The organism is Clostridium sp. NSJ-49 (assembly GCF_014287725.1).
Lineage (GTDB): Bacteria > Bacillota > Clostridia > Clostridiales > Clostridiaceae > Clostridium > Clostridium disporicum_B.
This window is the reverse complement of record NZ_JACOOP010000002.1, coordinates 105,197-123,545: the sequence shown is the minus strand read 5'-3', so window position 1 is coordinate 123,545 and position 18,349 is coordinate 105,197. Positions and strand designations below refer to the sequence as shown.

General features: G+C 34.5%; 19 protein-coding genes. All 19 read right to left on the bottom strand.

Features of this window, described 5'->3' with window-relative positions; all coding sequences use genetic code 11:
* Positions 1-443: 443 nt before the first annotated feature.
* A complete protein-coding gene (locus H8S10_RS01260; protein ID WP_186837685.1) occupies positions 444-1,040 on the bottom strand; it encodes an ATP-binding protein in 597 nt (198 codons plus the stop codon).
* A 120-nt stretch (positions 1,041-1,160) separates the two neighbouring features.
* Positions 1,161-2,078, bottom strand: a complete 918-nt coding sequence (locus H8S10_RS01255) for a hypothetical protein (RefSeq protein ID WP_186837684.1) — start codon at positions 2,076-2,078, stop codon at positions 1,161-1,163.
* Between the two features lie 21 nt (positions 2,079-2,099).
* Positions 2,100-2,939, bottom strand: a complete 840-nt coding sequence (locus tag H8S10_RS01250) for a thymidylate kinase (RefSeq protein ID WP_186837683.1) — start codon at positions 2,937-2,939, stop codon at positions 2,100-2,102.
* A 273-nt stretch (positions 2,940-3,212) separates the two neighbouring features.
* Positions 3,213-4,613 carry a glycoside hydrolase family 1 protein gene (locus tag H8S10_RS01245; protein ID WP_186837682.1) on the bottom strand — a complete coding sequence of 467 codons (1,401 nt, stop codon included), beginning with the start codon at positions 4,611-4,613 and terminating at the stop codon, positions 3,213-3,215.
* A 364-nt stretch (positions 4,614-4,977) separates the two neighbouring features.
* A complete protein-coding gene (locus tag H8S10_RS01240; protein ID WP_186837681.1) occupies positions 4,978-5,412 on the bottom strand; it encodes a EutP/PduV family microcompartment system protein in 435 nt (144 codons plus the stop codon).
* A gap of 168 nt (positions 5,413-5,580) precedes the next feature.
* On the bottom strand, positions 5,581-5,943 hold the full coding sequence (locus H8S10_RS01235) for a BMC domain-containing protein (protein ID WP_186837680.1): 363 nt from the start codon (positions 5,941-5,943) through the stop codon (positions 5,581-5,583).
* 47 nt (positions 5,944-5,990) lie between these two features.
* On the bottom strand, positions 5,991-6,539 hold the full coding sequence (locus H8S10_RS01230; RefSeq protein WP_148315782.1) for a BMC domain-containing protein: 549 nt from the start codon (positions 6,537-6,539) through the stop codon (positions 5,991-5,993).
* Positions 6,540-6,542: 3 nt separating this feature from the next.
* On the bottom strand, positions 6,543-7,871 hold the full coding sequence (locus H8S10_RS01225) for a 4Fe-4S dicluster domain-containing protein (protein WP_186837679.1): 1,329 nt from the start codon (positions 7,869-7,871) through the stop codon (positions 6,543-6,545).
* A 226-nt stretch (positions 7,872-8,097) separates the two neighbouring features.
* Positions 8,098-8,340 (bottom strand): EutN/CcmL family microcompartment protein, encoded by a 243-nt coding sequence (locus H8S10_RS01220; RefSeq protein WP_055268271.1) that lies wholly within the window; start codon positions 8,338-8,340, stop codon positions 8,098-8,100.
* Between the two features lie 415 nt (positions 8,341-8,755).
* On the bottom strand, positions 8,756-9,391 hold the full coding sequence (locus tag H8S10_RS01215; protein WP_186837678.1) for a phosphate propanoyltransferase: 636 nt from the start codon (positions 9,389-9,391) through the stop codon (positions 8,756-8,758).
* Positions 9,392-9,415: 24 nt separating this feature from the next.
* Complete coding sequence (locus tag H8S10_RS01210; RefSeq protein WP_055268299.1) at positions 9,416-9,694, bottom strand: BMC domain-containing protein; 279 nt, start codon at positions 9,692-9,694, stop codon at positions 9,416-9,418.
* A gap of 384 nt (positions 9,695-10,078) precedes the next feature.
* Complete coding sequence (locus tag H8S10_RS01205) at positions 10,079-10,375, bottom strand: BMC domain-containing protein (RefSeq protein WP_055268267.1); 297 nt, start codon at positions 10,373-10,375, stop codon at positions 10,079-10,081.
* Positions 10,376-10,481: 106 nt separating this feature from the next.
* The gene (locus H8S10_RS01200; RefSeq protein WP_055268265.1) at positions 10,482-10,760 is read right to left on the bottom strand and encodes a BMC domain-containing protein; all 279 of its coding nucleotides are present in this window, start codon (positions 10,758-10,760) and stop codon (positions 10,482-10,484) included.
* A gap of 418 nt (positions 10,761-11,178) precedes the next feature.
* Complete coding sequence (locus tag H8S10_RS01195) at positions 11,179-11,484, bottom strand: BMC domain-containing protein (protein ID WP_186837677.1); 306 nt, start codon at positions 11,482-11,484, stop codon at positions 11,179-11,181.
* Positions 11,485-11,834: 350 nt separating this feature from the next.
* Complete coding sequence (locus H8S10_RS01190; protein WP_186837676.1) at positions 11,835-13,031, bottom strand: zinc-binding dehydrogenase; 1,197 nt, start codon at positions 13,029-13,031, stop codon at positions 11,835-11,837.
* Between the two features lie 378 nt (positions 13,032-13,409).
* On the bottom strand, positions 13,410-14,882 hold the full coding sequence (locus H8S10_RS01185) for an aldehyde dehydrogenase family protein (RefSeq protein ID WP_186837675.1): 1,473 nt from the start codon (positions 14,880-14,882) through the stop codon (positions 13,410-13,412).
* A 461-nt stretch (positions 14,883-15,343) separates the two neighbouring features.
* Complete coding sequence (locus tag H8S10_RS01180; RefSeq protein ID WP_186837674.1) at positions 15,344-15,778, bottom strand: heme-binding protein; 435 nt, start codon at positions 15,776-15,778, stop codon at positions 15,344-15,346.
* Positions 15,771-16,139 carry a hypothetical protein gene (locus tag H8S10_RS01175; RefSeq protein WP_055266185.1) on the bottom strand — a complete coding sequence of 123 codons (369 nt, stop codon included), beginning with the start codon at positions 16,137-16,139 and terminating at the stop codon, positions 15,771-15,773. Before H8S10_RS01175 ends, H8S10_RS01180 begins: the two co-directional genes overlap by 8 nt.
* A gap of 479 nt (positions 16,140-16,618) precedes the next feature.
* Complete coding sequence (locus tag H8S10_RS01170) at positions 16,619-18,280, bottom strand: diol dehydratase reactivase subunit alpha (RefSeq protein WP_243175810.1); 1,662 nt, start codon at positions 18,278-18,280, stop codon at positions 16,619-16,621.
* Between the last annotated feature and the right edge of the window lie 69 nt (positions 18,281-18,349).

Below are 18,349 nucleotides of genomic sequence, written 5' to 3'. Positions count from 1 at the left end.
AACTGAATCTATACTATTCTTTCCCCTTGCCGAAGGCAACCTTTCACTTTTGACGAAGTCAAACCATCACCTCACCGCAGGTGAGCTTTCACTTTTGACGAAGTCAAACCATCACCTCACCGCAGGTGACCTTTCACCTTTGACGAAGTCAAACCATCACCTCACCACAGGTGACCCTTCACCTTTGACGAAGTCAAACCATCACCTCACCACAGGTGACCCTTCACCTTTGACGAAGTCAAACTATCACCTCACCGCAGGTGACCTTTCACTTTTGACAAAGTCAAACCATCACCTCACCACAGGTGACCTTTCACCTTTGACGAAGTCAAACCATCACCTCACCGCAGGTGACCTTTCACTTTTGACGAAGTCAAACCATCACCTCACCGCAGGTGACCTTTCACTTTTGCGAAGCAAACCTTTCCCCTCGACGTAGTCGACTAAATCGCCTCTTCTTCAATAGCTACTGGTTGTACTACTTCTTTGTTAATTCCAACTATCTTCATGATTTGCTCTGATCTTTCCTTAGTTGATCCTTTGATTACTGAGTATTTAACATTTTCAGCATCTAAGAATCCTAAGATAGCCTTGTCCACAGCTTGAGCAACTTCTTCATCTTGCCATCTTACTCCGTCTTTCTTATATCCAAACTCTCTTGGTACGAAGAATATGTAATCATATTGTGGTAAATCTCTTAAAGCTAAGCTATATAAATCTTTTAATATTTCGATTTCCTTCTTAGATCTAACTTTATCTCCAAGCATTAATCTTCCATATATATATGGTACAAATGTAGCGTAGTCAGTTACCGCATAATCAAAGCTATCTAAGCTTTTTTCTAAATGTAATTGACCTAAATATATTCCGTATTGTTCAGAGATTGATTCAATCATTCCCTTTTCTCTTAAGTAATCTGTGCTATATTCTGTAGCAACACCTACATTTATATCTCTAATCTTTAAGTCTACATATAGTTGTTGAATTAATGTTGTCTTCCCACATCTAGGTCCCCCTAGGATTGCAATTCTTACTGGCATTGGCAATTCCTCCAAATATTTATAATAAAATTCAATTAATTATTCGTAATAATAGATTTTTATTATATCAACAAAATTCGACTTTTTCAACCTTTAGCAAAAAGTAAAAATTAACAAAAACTATTCACCATCAAGAACACGCTTTAGAGCTGCATCTATAGTATCAGTATCATCCGGATACTTTATATACAATGCTGATGATTCTGCAATGGCAGCAGAAAGCGAGGATTGCACTGACTGCTTAATATGAGTATCATCAATAGAATCAATATAATCCTGTTGACGTTGCTTAGCTTCTTTTATTATTATGTAATATTCCTCTTCAGTTAAGCCTTGCTTTACATCTGATTGAGTGTTTTGTTCTGTATTTTCTTTTACTGAACTTTGAATACTATCTAACTGAAACTTATTACTAAAATTCTTTCCGTTTATAGTTAATATAACCTCTAATTCACCAGTAGTAGAATCAACTATAGGTACTTCAGCTACGTAATGAATATTTCTCTCTTCTAGTGGGTTTATTGAAGCATCTTTTTCTAAATCAGATCCATCAGTACTCTCTACAAGAGAAAAACATGAATACTCATTATTTTTGATTTTTATTTTTGTAGTTATTATATCATCAGCCATTTTAGCTTCATTACTTAAATTATATACATCAAAAACTACATCTACATAAATATTATCCTGGTTTTTCTCATCATAATATGAAGAGTTTTTAGTATTAATTGAAGGTTTTATTCTTGGTGTAACTTCAAGTTCAGATAAATAATACTCACAAACTCCAGGTACCTTATTACTTCCTCCTGCAACAATAAATAATTCAGGAGAGTTAGTGTCTTTATTTACCTTATTCTCTTCTTTTACATCAGGGGCAGTGCCTTGTTTTATATTATTCTCTTCTTTTTTTATAGAACTTTGAGTTTTGTTATTAGATTTGTTTGAATTAGTTTTAGAAAAATTATCTTTTGGCCCACATGCCACAAGTGACAGAGATAATAACAATACTCCTAATCTCAAAAATAGCTTTTTATTCATTCTATATCTCCTCTCAAAATATCAATTTCTATTAACTATAGTTACTGGAATATCTAATTTTTCAATCATAACTTTATCTATTCTTAATCTTTCTTTATAAAAAGAAAATACGCCCTCTTTTCCGCTTAAATTATGATTTTTACCATAATTTATATTACTAACCCAATTAGCAACTTCATCAATCCAATCTTTTCTTGAATTGTCTGATGCTTTTCTTTCCTTTGCTGCCTTCAGTACTACTTTTTCAACATTATTAGGGTCAATATAAACAATACATGGATTTAAGCATTGCACTGTACTTATTAAATCATTAAGATATACTAAAATTTCTTCATCACTTTTTTCATATACACCTAATAACTCAAATATATGATTTTGAAGGAATGCACACTCAAAAATATAAATAGTATCATCTAATAATGCCTTCTTAGCAAATCTCTCCCAACGCTTTAAATGGATTTCTTTAAATTCTTTTAAACTACGTCTACCATCACATATTTCTTTTGAGGCAACCTCATCTATTAAACTCCAATAGCAATTCTCTGGAAAACCTATTCTTGTGTATGCTAAGATAACATGTTTGTCTTCCTTTTGAGCTTGTACCTCAACCCTGTACTTTAGTTCCTCTTTACTAATAGTCTTTTCTGAAGTTTCCCACATTTCAAAGCACTTTGATAAAAAATCAACGTACTCTTCTTCATTTAGATAAGCATTCCACGCCATATCTGCTGGATGTAATACTCCCTCTTCATAAAGTATTACTTTTTTCCCTTCTGATGTTAATTTATCTTTTATTTTTCTTGCTGTAGTTGTTTTACCTGCACCTGGTATACCTTCTACCAATATAAGCTTATTTTCCATTCTTCCCCTCACAAATTCCTATTTATCGAGCAGTTTAAGAATCAACTAACTCGTATACAATTTTTCATTAATTAGTTTAATATTATATTAACACTTTCAGAAACTTTATTCTATAAACCATTTATTGTATTAAAGCTTTCACAGATTAAACTACAAGTAGTTATCACTCTTAATAATTTTATTAACAACGTAACTCTCCTTATTATCCTTTATGTTAATTGAATAAAAAATGACTCTAAATCAACTATTTAAGTCAATTTAGAGTCGTATTGATTATTCTACTATTTTAGTTTCAGCAACCTTTGCAATCCAATCTGCTGATTTCTTTTTCTTTCTCTTATATCCATCCATAAGGTCTACTGAAACAAATCCATATCTATTCTTAAATGCATTCATCCAAGACCAGTTGTCTATAGCTCCCCAATAGTGATATCCTACGCAGTTTGCTCCATCTTCAATTGCTTTTGCAACCCACTCAAGATGTTCTTTAACAAACTCTATTCTATAATCATCTTGGATTACTCCATTTTCATCTGCATATTTAGCTTCGCCTTCAACTCCCATACCATTTTCTGATATGAAGAATTCTAAGCCTGGACACTCATTTTTAATCTTCATTCCAAAATCATAGATTCCTTTAGGGTATATCTCCCATCCTCTATGGACATTCATCTTTCTATCTGGCCAGATATATGGGTCTGAGAATATTGGATTTCCCTCTTCATCAAACTTTTTAGCTGGAGCTTGTACTCTTGCTGGTTGATAATAATTAAATCCTAACCAATCAACTTTACCCAAGGATATTATTTCTTTATCTCCTGGTCTAATATATGGAGCTATTCCGTACTCTTCTAATGTATCAAGTACATCTTGAGGTAATTCCCCCTTGCTTACAACATCTAACCACCATCTATTATGAATTCCATCTTCCATTCTAACTGCTTCTAAATCTTCAGCTGATGGATTTTCCTTAGTATATGGAGGTGCAAAACAGTTTATTAAACCTATCCTTGCTCCTTCGCATAATTCCCCTGCTTTTTGAGCTAATCTAAACTCATTAACAGCTAAACAGTGAGCTAAAGTTATATGATATTGTACTGTCATAGCTCTTTTTTCATCTCTTATATATGGATACCATAAAGCTTGATGGAATGTACACATTGGCTCAACTATTGGCTCATTAAATGTAAACCAATGCTTAACCTTAGAGCCAAATTCCTTAAAAGCTTTTCTAGCATAATTAGCATAAGCTTCTATAACATCTCTACTTTCCCAACCACCTCTATCACAAAGGTAAGCTGGCATATCAAAATGATAAAGATTAATAAAAATATCTAATCCATTTTCTAAAGCACAATCTATTACGCTATGATAAAATTCTGCTCCCTCAGGATTTATGTTTCCATCTCTATCTAAAAAACGAGACCATTGTATTGATGTTCTAAAAGAATTAAAGTTTAAAGACTTTAACATCTTTATATCATCTTCATATTTATTATAAAAATCATTTCCCACATAACTTCCAACATTATTATGGAACTTATTAATTTCTAAGTCAGAATATCTGTCCCAGAAGCTTGGTAACTTTCCACCTTTGTTATGAGAACCTTCAGTCTGTGGACCAGACATTGCTGCTCCAAAGAAAAAGTCTTTTGGTAATCTACAATCTTTCATAAAAACTTCCCTCCATCAATAAATTAGCTAATATACCCTCTCTCTAAAAGTATTAATAACTCTAATATAGTTAATCCTTATAATGACTATATTTTTAATATCAACACTATTTAGTACAAGCTCTAAAATCACTAGCTAACTTGTCCCTATTTACACTTTTATACTATAATAAATAGCTATATCTGTAAACAATTTCAGGGTTGTTTTCAATTTTTGAAAATTAATCTATTATTAGCACTATTCAATTTACTACTTTATTTTATTTTTTCTAATAAATCATCCTTTATTTTACAATTATCTATTTACTCATAAATCTTATCTATTACTTTCTATAAAGATTGTCTTACCCTGCCAATAAGCCTTTTTATAGTCCATCTACATATCTCTTCAATTCTTCTATTCCTTCAGTAGAATAAGCTGAAACCTTAAAGACCCTACTAACTCCTGCAACTCTTAATTGTTCTTCAATAATATCTATACTATCTTCACACTCACCTATATCAGTTTTAGTTATAATGCCTATAACTTCTCTACCAAAAGTCCCAGCAAATCCAGGTGGCATCATAGAAATAGTATCACCACACTCCTGAACTAAAGCAATTATATTAGCCTCAGCAGCTGTTGTTATTAAAGCACTATAATAATTTCTATTCTCCAAATATTCACCAGGAGTATCAATAGAATCAACATATAAATCTATAGACTGAGTCTTCTTATACTTAATCTCCTCCCCCTGAAGTCTCTGACAAAGAGACGTTTTACCACAACCACTTTTACCTATAAATATAACCTTCTTCATAATCTCACCAACTTTAACTATTAATAAAAATTGCTAATATATAATACTTACACAGGTAGATTAATCTATTTTATATGTTTTAAGGAGGAAATCATATAAATTATATCTTATCTATAAACTACCATATTAAATATTACATATTAGCAATACTTTAAACTTTAATATATTTTAAGACCTTGTTATATTTGTTGCTGTAAACTTAAGCATATCTCCAAGAACCTTCATAACTTCCCTTAAAGATTCTTCAACTGAAGATACAGAACCAACTATAACTAAAGATCCACTAAACCTATCAATAAATCCAATAGACACATCAGAAGCCTTAGTTGCAATATCAGCAGCTATTATAGTCCCTTCACTTGGAGTTATTGTCATTATCCCAATAGATCCCTTTTGATTAGTTACCAAACCTAACTTTTGATACAATTCAGGCACAGGATTAGCAATAACATGAGCCAAAGTAACCTGCTTCCCAGGAACAAACTCCTGAATAATTCTAGTAGTCTCGGATTTTTCAAATATATTATCCACAAATCCCACCACCTTAATTTCCAATTTTCTGGACCTTCGGGGTCCAATTAATACAAGTTCTCTATAAAGTTATCTGATGGATTTGCAATTACTGCTGAATCTAATAACATTCCACTCTCCATCAAGTGTTTCTTTGCATTTTCTACTGACATTTCAACGGCGGATAATTCTCCATTTATAATAAAGAAGCTTTTTCCACACATCCCTCTTGCAAGTCTAACTTCCACAAGAGTAACTGCAGATGTTTTTGCTGCTATATCTGCTGCTTCAATTATAGATGCAACTGAATAGCTCTCAACTATTCCAACAGCTCCCTTAATTTCTACAGATGTACTTCCTGATATTGCACCATATATTTGCTCAGTAGGATTTCCTAATAAAAATGAATCTATCACATTATGCTCAAATCCTATCGTTCCACCTTCTATGGCAGCCTTAACATCTGATAAGTTTCCCTTAAATAATACAATATATTTCCCAGGACATACTGTTGCAGCATGAATAATGTCTATATTTGATGTCTTTGACATTTTATCTGCAGCCATCATCCCTGTTGGAATCTTTAAATATTCAACTAATCCTAATGCACTAACCAAGAATTATCCCTCCCTTCTTATTACTAAATAATCTTTATTTATTTCACTAATAATTCCATCTATAGGACTATGTAAAAATACTCCTAAAGACTTCTCATCTATACTTCCTATAAATTGTCCACTAGTTACCTTATCTCCCTTATTAACAGTAAATGTTACTGGAGCACCTATTGATTGTCTGGCTTTTATAGTTAAAATATTTGGCTCTAAAGTCATCTCATTTAGAGGAGCATCAACGTTGTACTTAGTTAATTTTAACCTTGCAACAACTCTGCCTACAGGCACTCTTCTAAATTCCTTTTCCTCTTTAACCTTACTATCAACCTTTGGTAACTTAACACCATTAGCTCTAAGTCTTCCTTTTAAATCAGCTATAATTGCCTTAGGATTTAATCCTTGATGACAAGAATAAGCTGAACAAAGATTACATTCACAACATGCCAATGCATTTACAAAAACTTCTGAATTATAATCAAGTCCAAAAGCTAACGAATTCATAATTTTATGTGGCTCAATTGAATGTCCTAATAAATTTCTTGGACATAAATCTGTACACATTCTACATTGAGAGCAAACTCCCATGGCTCTCTTTAAAGCAACTTTCAATCTATATTCTCTAAGCTCAATTATTGGATTGTCCATTGGTAATACAAATATACCCTTTGTAGTTTTAGTCACAGTATCATTTAAATTCCCTATTACACCAGTCATTGGTCCACCAACTAAAAGCTTATAACTATCTATAGATGGTCCACCAGCTTCTTTAAGTAAATCACCAAACTTTGTCCCTATTGGAACTCTTAAAGTCTTTGGCTCATTAACCGCTCCACCAACTGTTAAATACTTGTATGTAACTGGCTCCTTCTTTTCCACTGCATTATAAACATTTAACGCTGTTTCAACATTCATAACCATTGCCCCAACATTTATAGGAATTCCACCTTGAGGAACTACCATACCTGTTGTTTCATAAACTAAAACTACTTCATCACCTGCTGGATATCCATCCTTAAGCAATTTCTTTCTAAGTCGTGGGTACTTATAAATAACTCTCTCAATAGCTTCATCAGCATCATGATAATGTTCCTTATAAGCCAATATTCCTTCCTTCGCTCCTACAGCTTCAACAACAAGACTCAATCCTGTCAAAATCTCATCTGTATGAGTTGCTAACAAATTCTGATCAACCCTAAATAAAGGTTCACACTCTGCACCATTTAAAATAACAGTATTTACATCATAAGATAACTTCGCATAAGTAGGGAAACCCGCTCCCCCTGCACCAACTATCCCACTTTCCTTAAGTAAATCCTTTAACTCCTGAAGCACCATATAAAATCACTTCCTTTACCTCTATACCTTATGACCAAACAATTCCATAATCTTTTGCGTAAGCAAAACCATCCTCTTGCCACAGGTAACCACTACCTTTGACGAAGTCAAACCATCACCTTTGCGCAGCAAACCATAACTTCGCTATAAGCGATCATCACCTTGCCGTAGGCAACCATAACTTTACTGCAAGTGACCATCACCTTTTGCGTAAGCAAAACCATCACTAATCAACGATTCCAACAATAGCTGCATCAGCCGGTACCTCTTTATTAAGTCCTAACCTAGCACTAGACCCAGTAGTAACTATAACCTCAGTATTTATCCCAGCTCCTACCCTATCAATTGCAACTATATTCTTCCCATTATTATAATCATCAGCAGGCTTAACTATCAAAAGCTTATACCCCATCAAATTGTCCTCTTTTCTAGTACTAACAACATTCCCAATAACAGTACCAATAAACATTTTTTTCTCCTTTCAAGAAAAAACAAGACTTGTCCAATCTTCATCCTTGTCCAAATCAACCTCTGTTACTTTCTTCATTAACCTTAAGACCTTTTATATCAAATCCCTTAAGAAATTTTTAGTATTTTTTGTTAGTTATGTATGTTTATATTTGATACATACACAGGAATATCATGAACTAACATCTAGAATTTCATTATTTCTGGAATGAAAATTACGTTAAAAAGTTTGTGCTGTTTTTTTAATGAAGCTCCTTCTCCTAACGTCGAATGAGTAAGTTCGATTAACAAAATTAAAATTTTGAATCTCACTTAAGTTCACAAACTTTAGTAATTCTCATGTAAGAAATAATAGAAATTCTTATGCTAGTGAATTAATTCCGAAGTATGAAGCAAATATAAACATTTTTCTAACATTAAATAATTTCTACAAAGCTTCCATTTTTGATTCCTAATGCATTAGCTTCATCTGTATCTATATGCATTTCAAAGTGGAAATCTTCTCTTACTCTAACGTCTACGTTTTCTAATATTCCAGCTCTATCGCCTTTTATTCTTACAGATACAACTCCTTCTCCAATTCCAAGTCTCTTAGAATCTTCTGGATGCATATGTATATGTCTTTTAGCAATAATACATCCTTCATCAATTCTTACAGTACCCTTTGGTCCTACTATAGTTATTGAAGCAGAAGACTTAGTATCTCCTGAAAGTCTAACAGGAGCCTTAACCCCTAAGGTTATTGCATCTGTAGCTGATATCTCAACTTGAGTTTCTTTTCTTACTGGTCCTAAAATTCTTACTTTTTCAATACTTCTTAACTTAGGTCCAACTATTGTAACAAGCTCCTCTGATGCAAACTGATCTCCCATTAGATATTTCTTAACATTTAACTCATACCCATTACCAAATAAAACTTCTAAATGTTCCTTTGATAAGTGTATATGTCTTGCAGAAACCCCAACCTTCACCTCTTTTTTAGATGAAGGTTGTTCATTTTTCAATACGTCCATTACTTTTTCAGTTATAAGCTGTACTAATGTTTCGTTCATTTAAATCACCAAACCTAACTAAAATTAAGCTTGTTTTGGTAAAATTGATTCTACAGTTGAATGTGGTCTTGGAATTACGTGAACCGCAACTATTTCACCTAATCTTGAAGCAACCTCTGATCCAGCTTCAACAGCAGCCTTAACAGCTCCAACATCTCCTCTTACCATAACAGTAACTAATCCAGATCCTATTTTTTCAGTTCCTACTAATTCAACATTTGCAGCCTTAACCATTGCATCTGCACCTTCTATAGCAGCTACTAATCCTCTAGTTTCTAACATTCCTAATGCTTGTTGTCCCATTTTAATTCCTCCTAAATTCTCATCTTTTTTATTAAAAACTTCTTCTTTATTAATCTCTAAAATAATCTCATCTTCAGCCTTATCTTCCTTGCTGACTACTTCAACAACTTCAGCTTCTTTTACATCAATTCCATCTTGAACAATATCATCTTTATTTACAGCATCTACTGCTTTTGATTCTTCAATATTAACTTCCTCTACCTTTGAAGCATCAACCTTAACCTCTTCTACTTTAACATCTTCAACCTTAGCCTCTTCAACTTTAGCTTTAGACTTTTTAGGCTCTTTTACATCTTTCTTAGCAGATGTTTTTCTGCCTCTTTTAGGCTTTTTTTCTACAGACTCTTCAGTTGATTTTTCAATATTCTTTTCATCCATAAACTATCATCTCGCTTTGTTAAATTTCAAGCTACTCCTATCTAGCAAAGCCATTATTTCTTCATGTGGTCTTGGAATCACAGCATGAGCAACACATTTAGTTATAGAATCTGCAGTTCTCGTTCCAACCTCAACAGCAGCTTGAACATCTTCCACAGAACCTTCTACAACTATTGTTACTAATCTTCCACCAAGCTTCTTCTCCATAGTCTTAAACTTAACATTAGAAGTCTTAGTCATACTGTCCAAAGCCTCAACCGAAGCCACAACCCCAACAACCTCAACTATACCTATTGCATTCATTACAACCACCCTAATTTCAAAACACTTTTTTTAAACTTAAACCTTCACCTTTGATGAAGTCAAACCTTTCACCTGACGCAGTCACCTTTCACCTCGATGCAGTCGACTACCCTAATGTAGGTAATATTTTTTCTACATCTCCATTTGGTCTTGGAATTACATGTACAGCAACTAACTCACCTAAATTAGCTGCAGCGCTTGCTCCAACTTCTGTAGCAGCCTTAACAGCTCCAACATCTCCTCTTACCATAATAGTTACTAATCCAGATCCAATCTTTTCAGTTCCAATTAAAGTTACGTCTGCTGCCTTAACCATTGCATCTGCTGCCTCTATAGCTGCTACTAATCCTCTTGTTTCTACCATTCCTAAAGCTTCTTGTTTCATAATAAAATCCTCCTAAATCTTTCTTTTTAATATTTTAATTCGATAATTTTTATAATAAATTTTAATTTAATACATAATATAATCTTTTCAACTTAACCCAATCAGCCATCTCTATTCTTAACTAAACTGATATCGGGTCTTTTAAGTTATCAAAGTCTTCTCTTTTCATATGCCAACTAGATTACTTTTGATATTTTGAGCTAGCAAAACCTTCTCTTTTCATATCATAACTAGATGACCTTTGGTCTTTTGCGCTAGCAAAACTATTGCCCTCAGCGAAGCTGAAATTAGGACTTTTGCGCCAGCAAAACCTGCTCTTTTCATATCATAACTAGATGACCTCTGGTCTTTTGCGCTAGCAAAACTTTTGGTCTCAGCGAAGCTGAAATTGGGACTTTTGCGTCAGCAAAACCTTCCTCTACCCTATACAGCTTGTATCTACAAACCCTTTAATTCCTTCATCTACTCTAGGTATTACATAACTACAACTAACTCCAGAAACCTTATTAGCTGCCGCTATTCCAGCTTCAATAGCCATTTCAACATCACTTACAGTACCTTCAAACTTTATTACAATAAGAAGTGGTACCTCAAGCTTGTCAGCATTGCCAGGTTTATTCTTATCTATAGTAACAATCCTAACATCCCCAGCCTTACAAGCAGCATCAGCAGCTACCAGTGCTGTAGTTAAACCAAACACCTCTAATAATCCTAAAGCCTTCACCCTATAGCACCTCACTCAAATAATTCTTCTTGCTCTTTAACGAAGTCAAATCTTTCTTATCACCAAATATTACTCTTGGATTTTTGCGTCAGCAAAACCATAGCTATCACTGACGGTAACCTTTCTCTTCAGCTCTAGCTGACCTTCCCCTATTTGCGAAGCAAATCCTTTCACCTTTGGCGCAAGCCAAACTTTTCACTTCACCGTAGGTGACTTTTCCCCTTTGACGAAGTCAAACTTTTCGCATCAGCGAAGCTGACATTGGGACTTTTGCGCCAGCAAAACTTTTCTCCTCACCGAAGGTGACTTTTCACCTCAGCGAAGCTTACCTTTCCCCTCGCCTCAGTCGACTACTTATTTATAATCGCTATCTTTATTCCTTCTTGTCTAATATTTGTTTCAAGCGCTTCTTGTAATTGCTCTAATGGGAACTCATGAGTTATAAGTTCTTTTATTGGTAATCCAATTCCATTAGCTCTCTTTAAGAAATCAAATGTTGTTAAGTAATCTTGTGGTGTATAAACCCAAGAACCTACAGCTGTAATTTCTTTATTACAAAGGTCAAAGTGTGGGTTGATTGTAGCATCTCCATTATTTACGAAGAATCCTACTTCACATAGTCCTCCACCTCTCTTAACAAGCTTCCAAATTCCTGCATGAGCCTTTGGCGATCCTGTACATTGGAAAGCAAAATCTGCTCCAAGTCCATCTGTTAAGTCTTTTATTTTCTCTATAGTTTCATCAAATGAACTGCTCTTCATTACATTTACAGTTGCAGTTGCACCTAATCTCTTAGCCATTTCTAATCTCTTTTCATTTCCATCAAGAGCTATTATGTTTTCAATACCCATAGTTCTTAATACGCTAAGTAATAATAATCCTATTGGTCCACAACCTTGAACTAAAACCTTAGAGTTAAACTTCAAAAGTCCAGTTGTCTTAGCTCTTTCAACAGCATGTACAACAACTGCTGCTGGTTCTATTAATACTCTTGAGTGTAAATCCATATCAGATACATTAAACACTGTTGAGTTCTTTCTTATTACTATATAATCACCAAACCATCCATTTAAATGAACATTGTCATCACTTATTAATCCATATATACCTTGATTTTCACAAAGGTTAGTTCTTTCAGGATGTTGTAAACATGTTGGACACTCTCCACAAGGAATAATACAAGTTACTATCTTATCTCCAACCTTAAGTGATTTTCCTGCCGAATCTCTCTTGATGTTTTTACCTATCTTTATTATTTCACCAGTTCCTTCGTGTCCAAGAACTACTGGAATTAATTCAAATGGGTCATTCTTATATTCATGTACATCTGTACCACAAATTCCACAACCTTCAACCTTAACTAACATTTCATCATCGCTAATTTCAGGTATGTTGAATTCTTTTATTTCAATTCTTTCCTTAGCTGTCATCATACCAACCTTTGCAGTGTTAGCATTAGAAACAGCCTTTGGAGCTTCAGCCCCTGTAGTCATTTCTTGAAGTATACTTTTAACTATAGCTTCAATATTTATATTATTAATTTCCATATCCCTCTCCCCCTTCATTTCTCTTTATTGAAATCAAACTATTGCTTCTCCACAGCCACTCTCAAAAATTTGTGTAGTAAATCTCTTGGTCTCAGCGTAGCTGACCTCTGGACTGCCGTAGGCACATTTGGACATTTGCGTCAGCAAATCTTTTTAATTACTTACTCACCTTAATTTATACCTACAAATCACATTTGACTATTTAACTAAGCCAAATTACTTACCTGCCATATTAATTCTTTGACATTTACGTAAGTAAATCTCTTGGTCTCAGCGTAGCTGGCCTCTGGACTGCCATAGGCACATTTGGACATTTGCGTCAGCAAATCCTTTCCCTTGCCGCAGGTCACTTTTCTCCTTTGCGCTAGCAAACCATCTCTACTTTATTGAAAGTGAATCCTTAAGCACACATCTCCTTGCCTTAGTAAATGTCTTTGCTGAACTTAATCCTTCACCAGTTTTACTTGCAATTGTGAATGTTGGATAACCTTCAGCCCCTACCCCTAAAGCAGAATATGATGGTGCATTCTTAACAAATATTGCAGTATCAACTTCTCTTGCAAAGTAAGTTAACCTATCTATATTCTTTGAGTGCATATGAGCTGAATGTCTATTTCCATGTTCTAACTCAACAGCAACTTCTACAGCTTCTTCAAAGTCCTTAACTGTTACTATTCCTAGTATTGGCATCATTAACTCTTCAACTACTAGTAAATGCTTTTTACATCCTTTAAAGATAATGCATCTTACTGAATCTTCAGCATAAACTCCTATAGCATCTAAGATAACCTTTGCATCTCTACCAACAAACTTTCTATTTAAAATTCTCTTATCACCTTTTTTAATTAGAACTGTATCTACTAGCTTTTTAACTAGATCTGGATCTTCTAAAAGATAAGCCCCATTCTTTTGCATTTCTACTATTAATTCATCACAGATTTGCTCAACAGCTACTACTTCTTTTTCAGCTATACAAGGTAAGTTATTATCAAAAGTTGCCCCATCTATAATATCTCTTGCTGCTGCTTTTATATCTGCTGTTTCATCTACTATTACAGGAGGATTTCCTGCTCCAGCACCTATAGCTCTCTTTCCTGATGAACAAGCTTGTTTAACAACTCCAGGTCCACCAGTTGCTGATATAAAAGGTACATCCTTGTGATTCATTAATGCTGAAGTTATCTCAATGCTTGGATTATCAAAAGTAACTACTATGTTCTTTGGTCCCCCAGCTTCTATTGATGCTTCATTTACTAGCTTAACTGCAAACTTAGAGCATTCCTTAGCACCTGGATGTGGTGCAAATACTACTGTATTTCCTGCTGCTATCATTCCAATAGAGTTACAGAAAACTGTAGCTGTTGGATTTGTTGATGGAGTTATAGCTGCAATTACACCAAATGGTCCTTGCTCTACTAAAGTTAATCCACCATCTCCACTCCAAGCTGTAGTTGTTAAATCTTCAGTCCCTGGAGTTTTTTCTGCTACTAATAAATGCTTTGTTATCTTATCTTCAACTCTTCCCATACCTGTTTCATCAACAGCCATCATTGATAATCTCTCAGCGTATGTTAAGCACTTTTCTCTAATTTTTTGTATTATCTTTTCTCTATCTTTAATTGAAAGAGTCTTTAATTTCTTATAAGCTTCTTTAGCTGCTGCTACTGCTGAATCTACATCACTAAATATGTAATCCTCATGACTCTTACAGCTACCATCACCTTTACAGCTACCCTTGCCACCACATCCACCATTACAGCCACATTTTTTATCTGCAACAACTTCAGTCTTAGACATTTCCTTCATTATCTTAGCCACAATCTCTTGCACTAATTCTGTACTAGTCTCCATACTACTCCCTCCCATCTCATTTCTCTTTGACTAAATCAAACTCTTACACCAAATCACACTTTGCTTTTTAACAAAATCAACTCTTGCTCATTTGCGAAGCTGACTTATAAACTGTAGTAGTCACCTTTGGACATTTGCGTAGCAAATCTTCTTGGACTGCCGTAGGCACATCTGGACATTTGCACAGCAAATCCTTTCCCCTTTGCATAAGCAAACTTTTCCCCTACCGAAGGTACTTTTCACCTCAGCGCTAGCTGACCTTTCCCCTTTGCATAAGCAAACCTTTCACTTACTGAGGGTACTTTTCACCCTTTGACGAAGTCAACACATATCGCTCTGCCTTATCAACTCTTGCTCTCAGCGAAGCTGACTTATGAACTATAGTAGTCACATTTGGACATTTGCGTAGCAAATCTTCTTAGACTGCCGTAGGCACATCTGGACATTTGCGCCAGCAAATCCTATCCTCTTTGTGCAGCAAACTCACTCCATATTTCTTTTCCGATATAAGCTAACTTATTATCGTAGTCAGCAGTTCCTCCACTTACTCCAACAGCTCCAACAACTTTTCCACCAATCTCTAAAGGAAATCCTCCTGGGAAAGTTACTATTCTTCCATTGTTAGTGTTCATAATTCCAAAAAGTTCTCCACCGTCTCTTGATAACTCCTTAAGCACTTCTGTGGATAATCTTACAGTTGCACTTGTGTAAGCTTTATTAACCGCTATATCATAACTTGCAGGAAGTGCTCCATCCATAAAATGAACTGCTATTGGAAGTCCCCATTCATTAGCTATAGCTATTACAATAGGTGTTCCTAACTCTTTTGCAGCATTCTCAACTTCCTTCATAACTTTCGTTGCTATATCTAGATTAAGATATTTTAAACTACTCATACCAATCACCCTTTAGTGGAATTTTCTTAATATACCTTCCTACATCAAGCCCAAATTCCTTAGCTATTTTTTTATTACTAATAGTGACTTTAAAATTTACTACCCCCTTAAAATCACTAGATTTAAGTTCTACATTATTCTGATTCAACTCTATAGCCATGTTAAAAGGAACCTTTGCAAGGTTTAATTCACCAATCAGCTCCAGAGCCAAAACTTCATATCTTATATTCTGTTCCTCAAGACCATCTAACACAAAACCTAAATACACATTATTTTTATCTGAATAAACCTTCAAAAAATTATTATCCATTCTAATGCTTGTCCTCACATCATCCTCTTTAAGGTAAACTCCTATTTTCAAAGAAAATCCTTTCACCTTTTCCGCAAAGAAAAACTTTCACCTCACCGAAGGTAATCTTTCCCCTTTTCGAAGCAAATTATCGCTCTGCCTTATCAACTCTTGGTCTCAGCTAAGCTGACTTATGGACTACCGTAGGCACATTGGGACATTTGCTCCAGCAAATCTTCTCATCCTAGCAAAATAACCTTTGGACATTTGCGTAGCAAATCTTTTGGACTGCCGTAGGCACATTGGGACATTTGCGCCAGCAAATCTCTTCACCTTGGCAAATCAAACCTTTCACCTCACGCTAGCGACTATCGCTCTGCCGTAGGCATATTAGGACATTTACTCCAGCAAATCTTCTCATCCTAGCAAAGTAACCTTTGGACATTTGTGTAGCAAATCTTTTGGACTGCCGTAGGCACATTGGGACATTTGCGCCAGCAAATCTTTTCCCCTTGGCGAAGCAAACCTTTCCCCTCGACGCAGTCGACCTCTTACGCCAACCAATCCAACACCAATCCTGTTGACACTGCATGTCTTGGTCCTTCTGTATTTCTTATATTTCCTGACCCTGCTATAATTCCGTAATTTGAAAGTTCCAAAGATACCATATCTGGTACCTCAAAGTCTAAGGCTGATCCTCCTACTAAAACTACATTAGGTATTGAATAAAGATTTCCCATATCACTTACTATCTTTAATCCTCTAATTATATTTTTAATAAAAATCTCTTCCTTAGCTCTTCGTCTTACCTTAATAACTCTTTCTATAGTTACATCATTATATATAGGAAGCAATTCATCATCTTTTACTACAACTACTCTTCCATAAAGCTTTGAGTTTAATGGTTTATCGTAAAATCTTACCTCTCCATTTTCTAACCTAAGAGTATAAAGTGATTCAACCTTACCAACTATATGCTTCTTAACCTCTTCAGCTAAGTTCCTATCATTTAGTCCAAGCTCTAGATTAATCATCATTGTCACTAACTCTCCAGCTCCTGCTAGATGTATAGTTTTTACTGTACCTTTTTCATCTAACAGTGCTACATCAGTGGACCCTCCCCCCATATCTACAATAGCTATAGGAAGTTTTGTACCTCTTGTAGTCAATGCTCCAATTGATGCCATAACAGCTTCAACTCCATTTATTTCAACCTTTACTTTAAAGTAATCTTCAAGCTCCTCTTTAATCTTCATAAGTGGTAGTTTTTCAGTTTTAACCATAGCTGCTATTGCAACAGCCTTTTCTCTATATCTTTCTCCTGCTATTCCACCTTTAATTTCTAACGGAACTGTTGTATCTATTGCCAATAAATCTTTTATTTTAACCTTTTCCATATCTAAGCCTGTTAATTTAGCCATAGAATCTTTTATAGATTTAATCATAAAAGATATATTAGTCGCTCTTTCACCTTCAATATCCTTTATCTCACCAACCTGTGATAATTTTCTCATGATATTGTAAGCTCCAGAATTTATATCAATTTCTTCAATAGACTTATTTCCTATTATCCTAAGCTTTCCAGCCTTAACCTTCTGCTCTTTTACTTCACCTGATGGAGTCCTAATAACTACACCAGATCTAAGTCCAATTAACCCTTTAGCTATAGGTGTGATTTTCTTAGTTTCCTCTGGGTTTAAACCAAAGATACCTGCAATTCCATATGGATTACATAAAACCTTTAAAGTTTTTCCTGACTTTGCAACTTCAATGGCAGCTTTTCTCCCTATGGGAACTTTTTCTATCTTTTGCACTTCATCTATAACTGGTATTTTTTTATCTAACCTATTATTTAGAAGCACACCTTCATCTTCTTTTAATATAACCCCTGTTATATTCACACCATTTTCAACTAATTTATTTATTAATTTTGAAGAATTATCATAATTAAAGTTTTCATCAATAACTACGATATATTCCTTATTAGAATCATCAGCTTGTACTTTATCAAATTCATAAACTCCATAACTTGGTAAATCGCTATTTTTATCCACATTATTCCATAAGCTCATATGATTTTGTCCACAGTATTTTCCACTTAATGTTTCTAATTTTATTGTTTCTCCAAAAGCTACCCCAAAACCACCTGGAGTATCTGGATTATGTCCAATCATTGCAGAATCTGTTATTATCGTTTCTGATATTGTCTCCATGGCACTTTCACCTATAACTGGTGATGCTTCATTTATCTTTATAAGGTCAATATCATTAACTCTTAAGTT

Coding starts and splice junctions, on each gene's coding strand:
- H8S10_RS01260 (WP_186837685.1), bottom strand. CDS start 1,040: ATGCCAGTAAGAATTGCAATCCTAGGGGGACCTAGATGTGGGAAGACA.
- H8S10_RS01255 (WP_186837684.1), bottom strand. CDS start 2,078: ATGAATAAAAAGCTATTTTTGAGATTAGGAGTATTGTTATTATCTCTG.
- H8S10_RS01250 (WP_186837683.1), bottom strand. CDS start 2,939: ATGGAAAATAAGCTTATATTGGTAGAAGGTATACCAGGTGCAGGTAAA.
- H8S10_RS01245 (WP_186837682.1), bottom strand. CDS start 4,613: ATGAAAGATTGTAGATTACCAAAAGACTTTTTCTTTGGAGCAGCAATG.
- H8S10_RS01240 (WP_186837681.1), bottom strand. CDS start 5,412: ATGAAGAAGGTTATATTTATAGGTAAAAGTGGTTGTGGTAAAACGTCT.
- H8S10_RS01225 (WP_186837679.1), bottom strand. CDS start 7,871: ATGGTGCTTCAGGAGTTAAAGGATTTACTTAAGGAAAGTGGGATAGTT.
- H8S10_RS01220 (WP_055268271.1), bottom strand. CDS start 8,340: ATGTTTATTGGTACTGTTATTGGGAATGTTGTTAGTACTAGAAAAGAG.
- H8S10_RS01215 (WP_186837678.1), bottom strand. CDS start 9,391: ATGAACGAAACATTAGTACAGCTTATAACTGAAAAAGTAATGGACGTA.
- H8S10_RS01210 (WP_055268299.1), bottom strand. CDS start 9,694: ATGGGACAACAAGCATTAGGAATGTTAGAAACTAGAGGATTAGTAGCT.
- H8S10_RS01205 (WP_055268267.1), bottom strand. CDS start 10,375: ATGAATGCAATAGGTATAGTTGAGGTTGTTGGGGTTGTGGCTTCGGTT.
- H8S10_RS01200 (WP_055268265.1), bottom strand. CDS start 10,760: ATGAAACAAGAAGCTTTAGGAATGGTAGAAACAAGAGGATTAGTAGCA.
- H8S10_RS01190 (WP_186837676.1), bottom strand. CDS start 13,031: ATGGAAATTAATAATATAAATATTGAAGCTATAGTTAAAAGTATACTT.
- H8S10_RS01185 (WP_186837675.1), bottom strand. CDS start 14,882: ATGGAGACTAGTACAGAATTAGTGCAAGAGATTGTGGCTAAGATAATG.
- H8S10_RS01180 (WP_186837674.1), bottom strand. CDS start 15,778: ATGAGTAGTTTAAAATATCTTAATCTAGATATAGCAACGAAAGTTATG.
- H8S10_RS01170 (WP_243175810.1), bottom strand. CDS start 18,280: ATGGAGACAATATCAGAAACGATAATAACAGATTCTGCAATGATTGGA.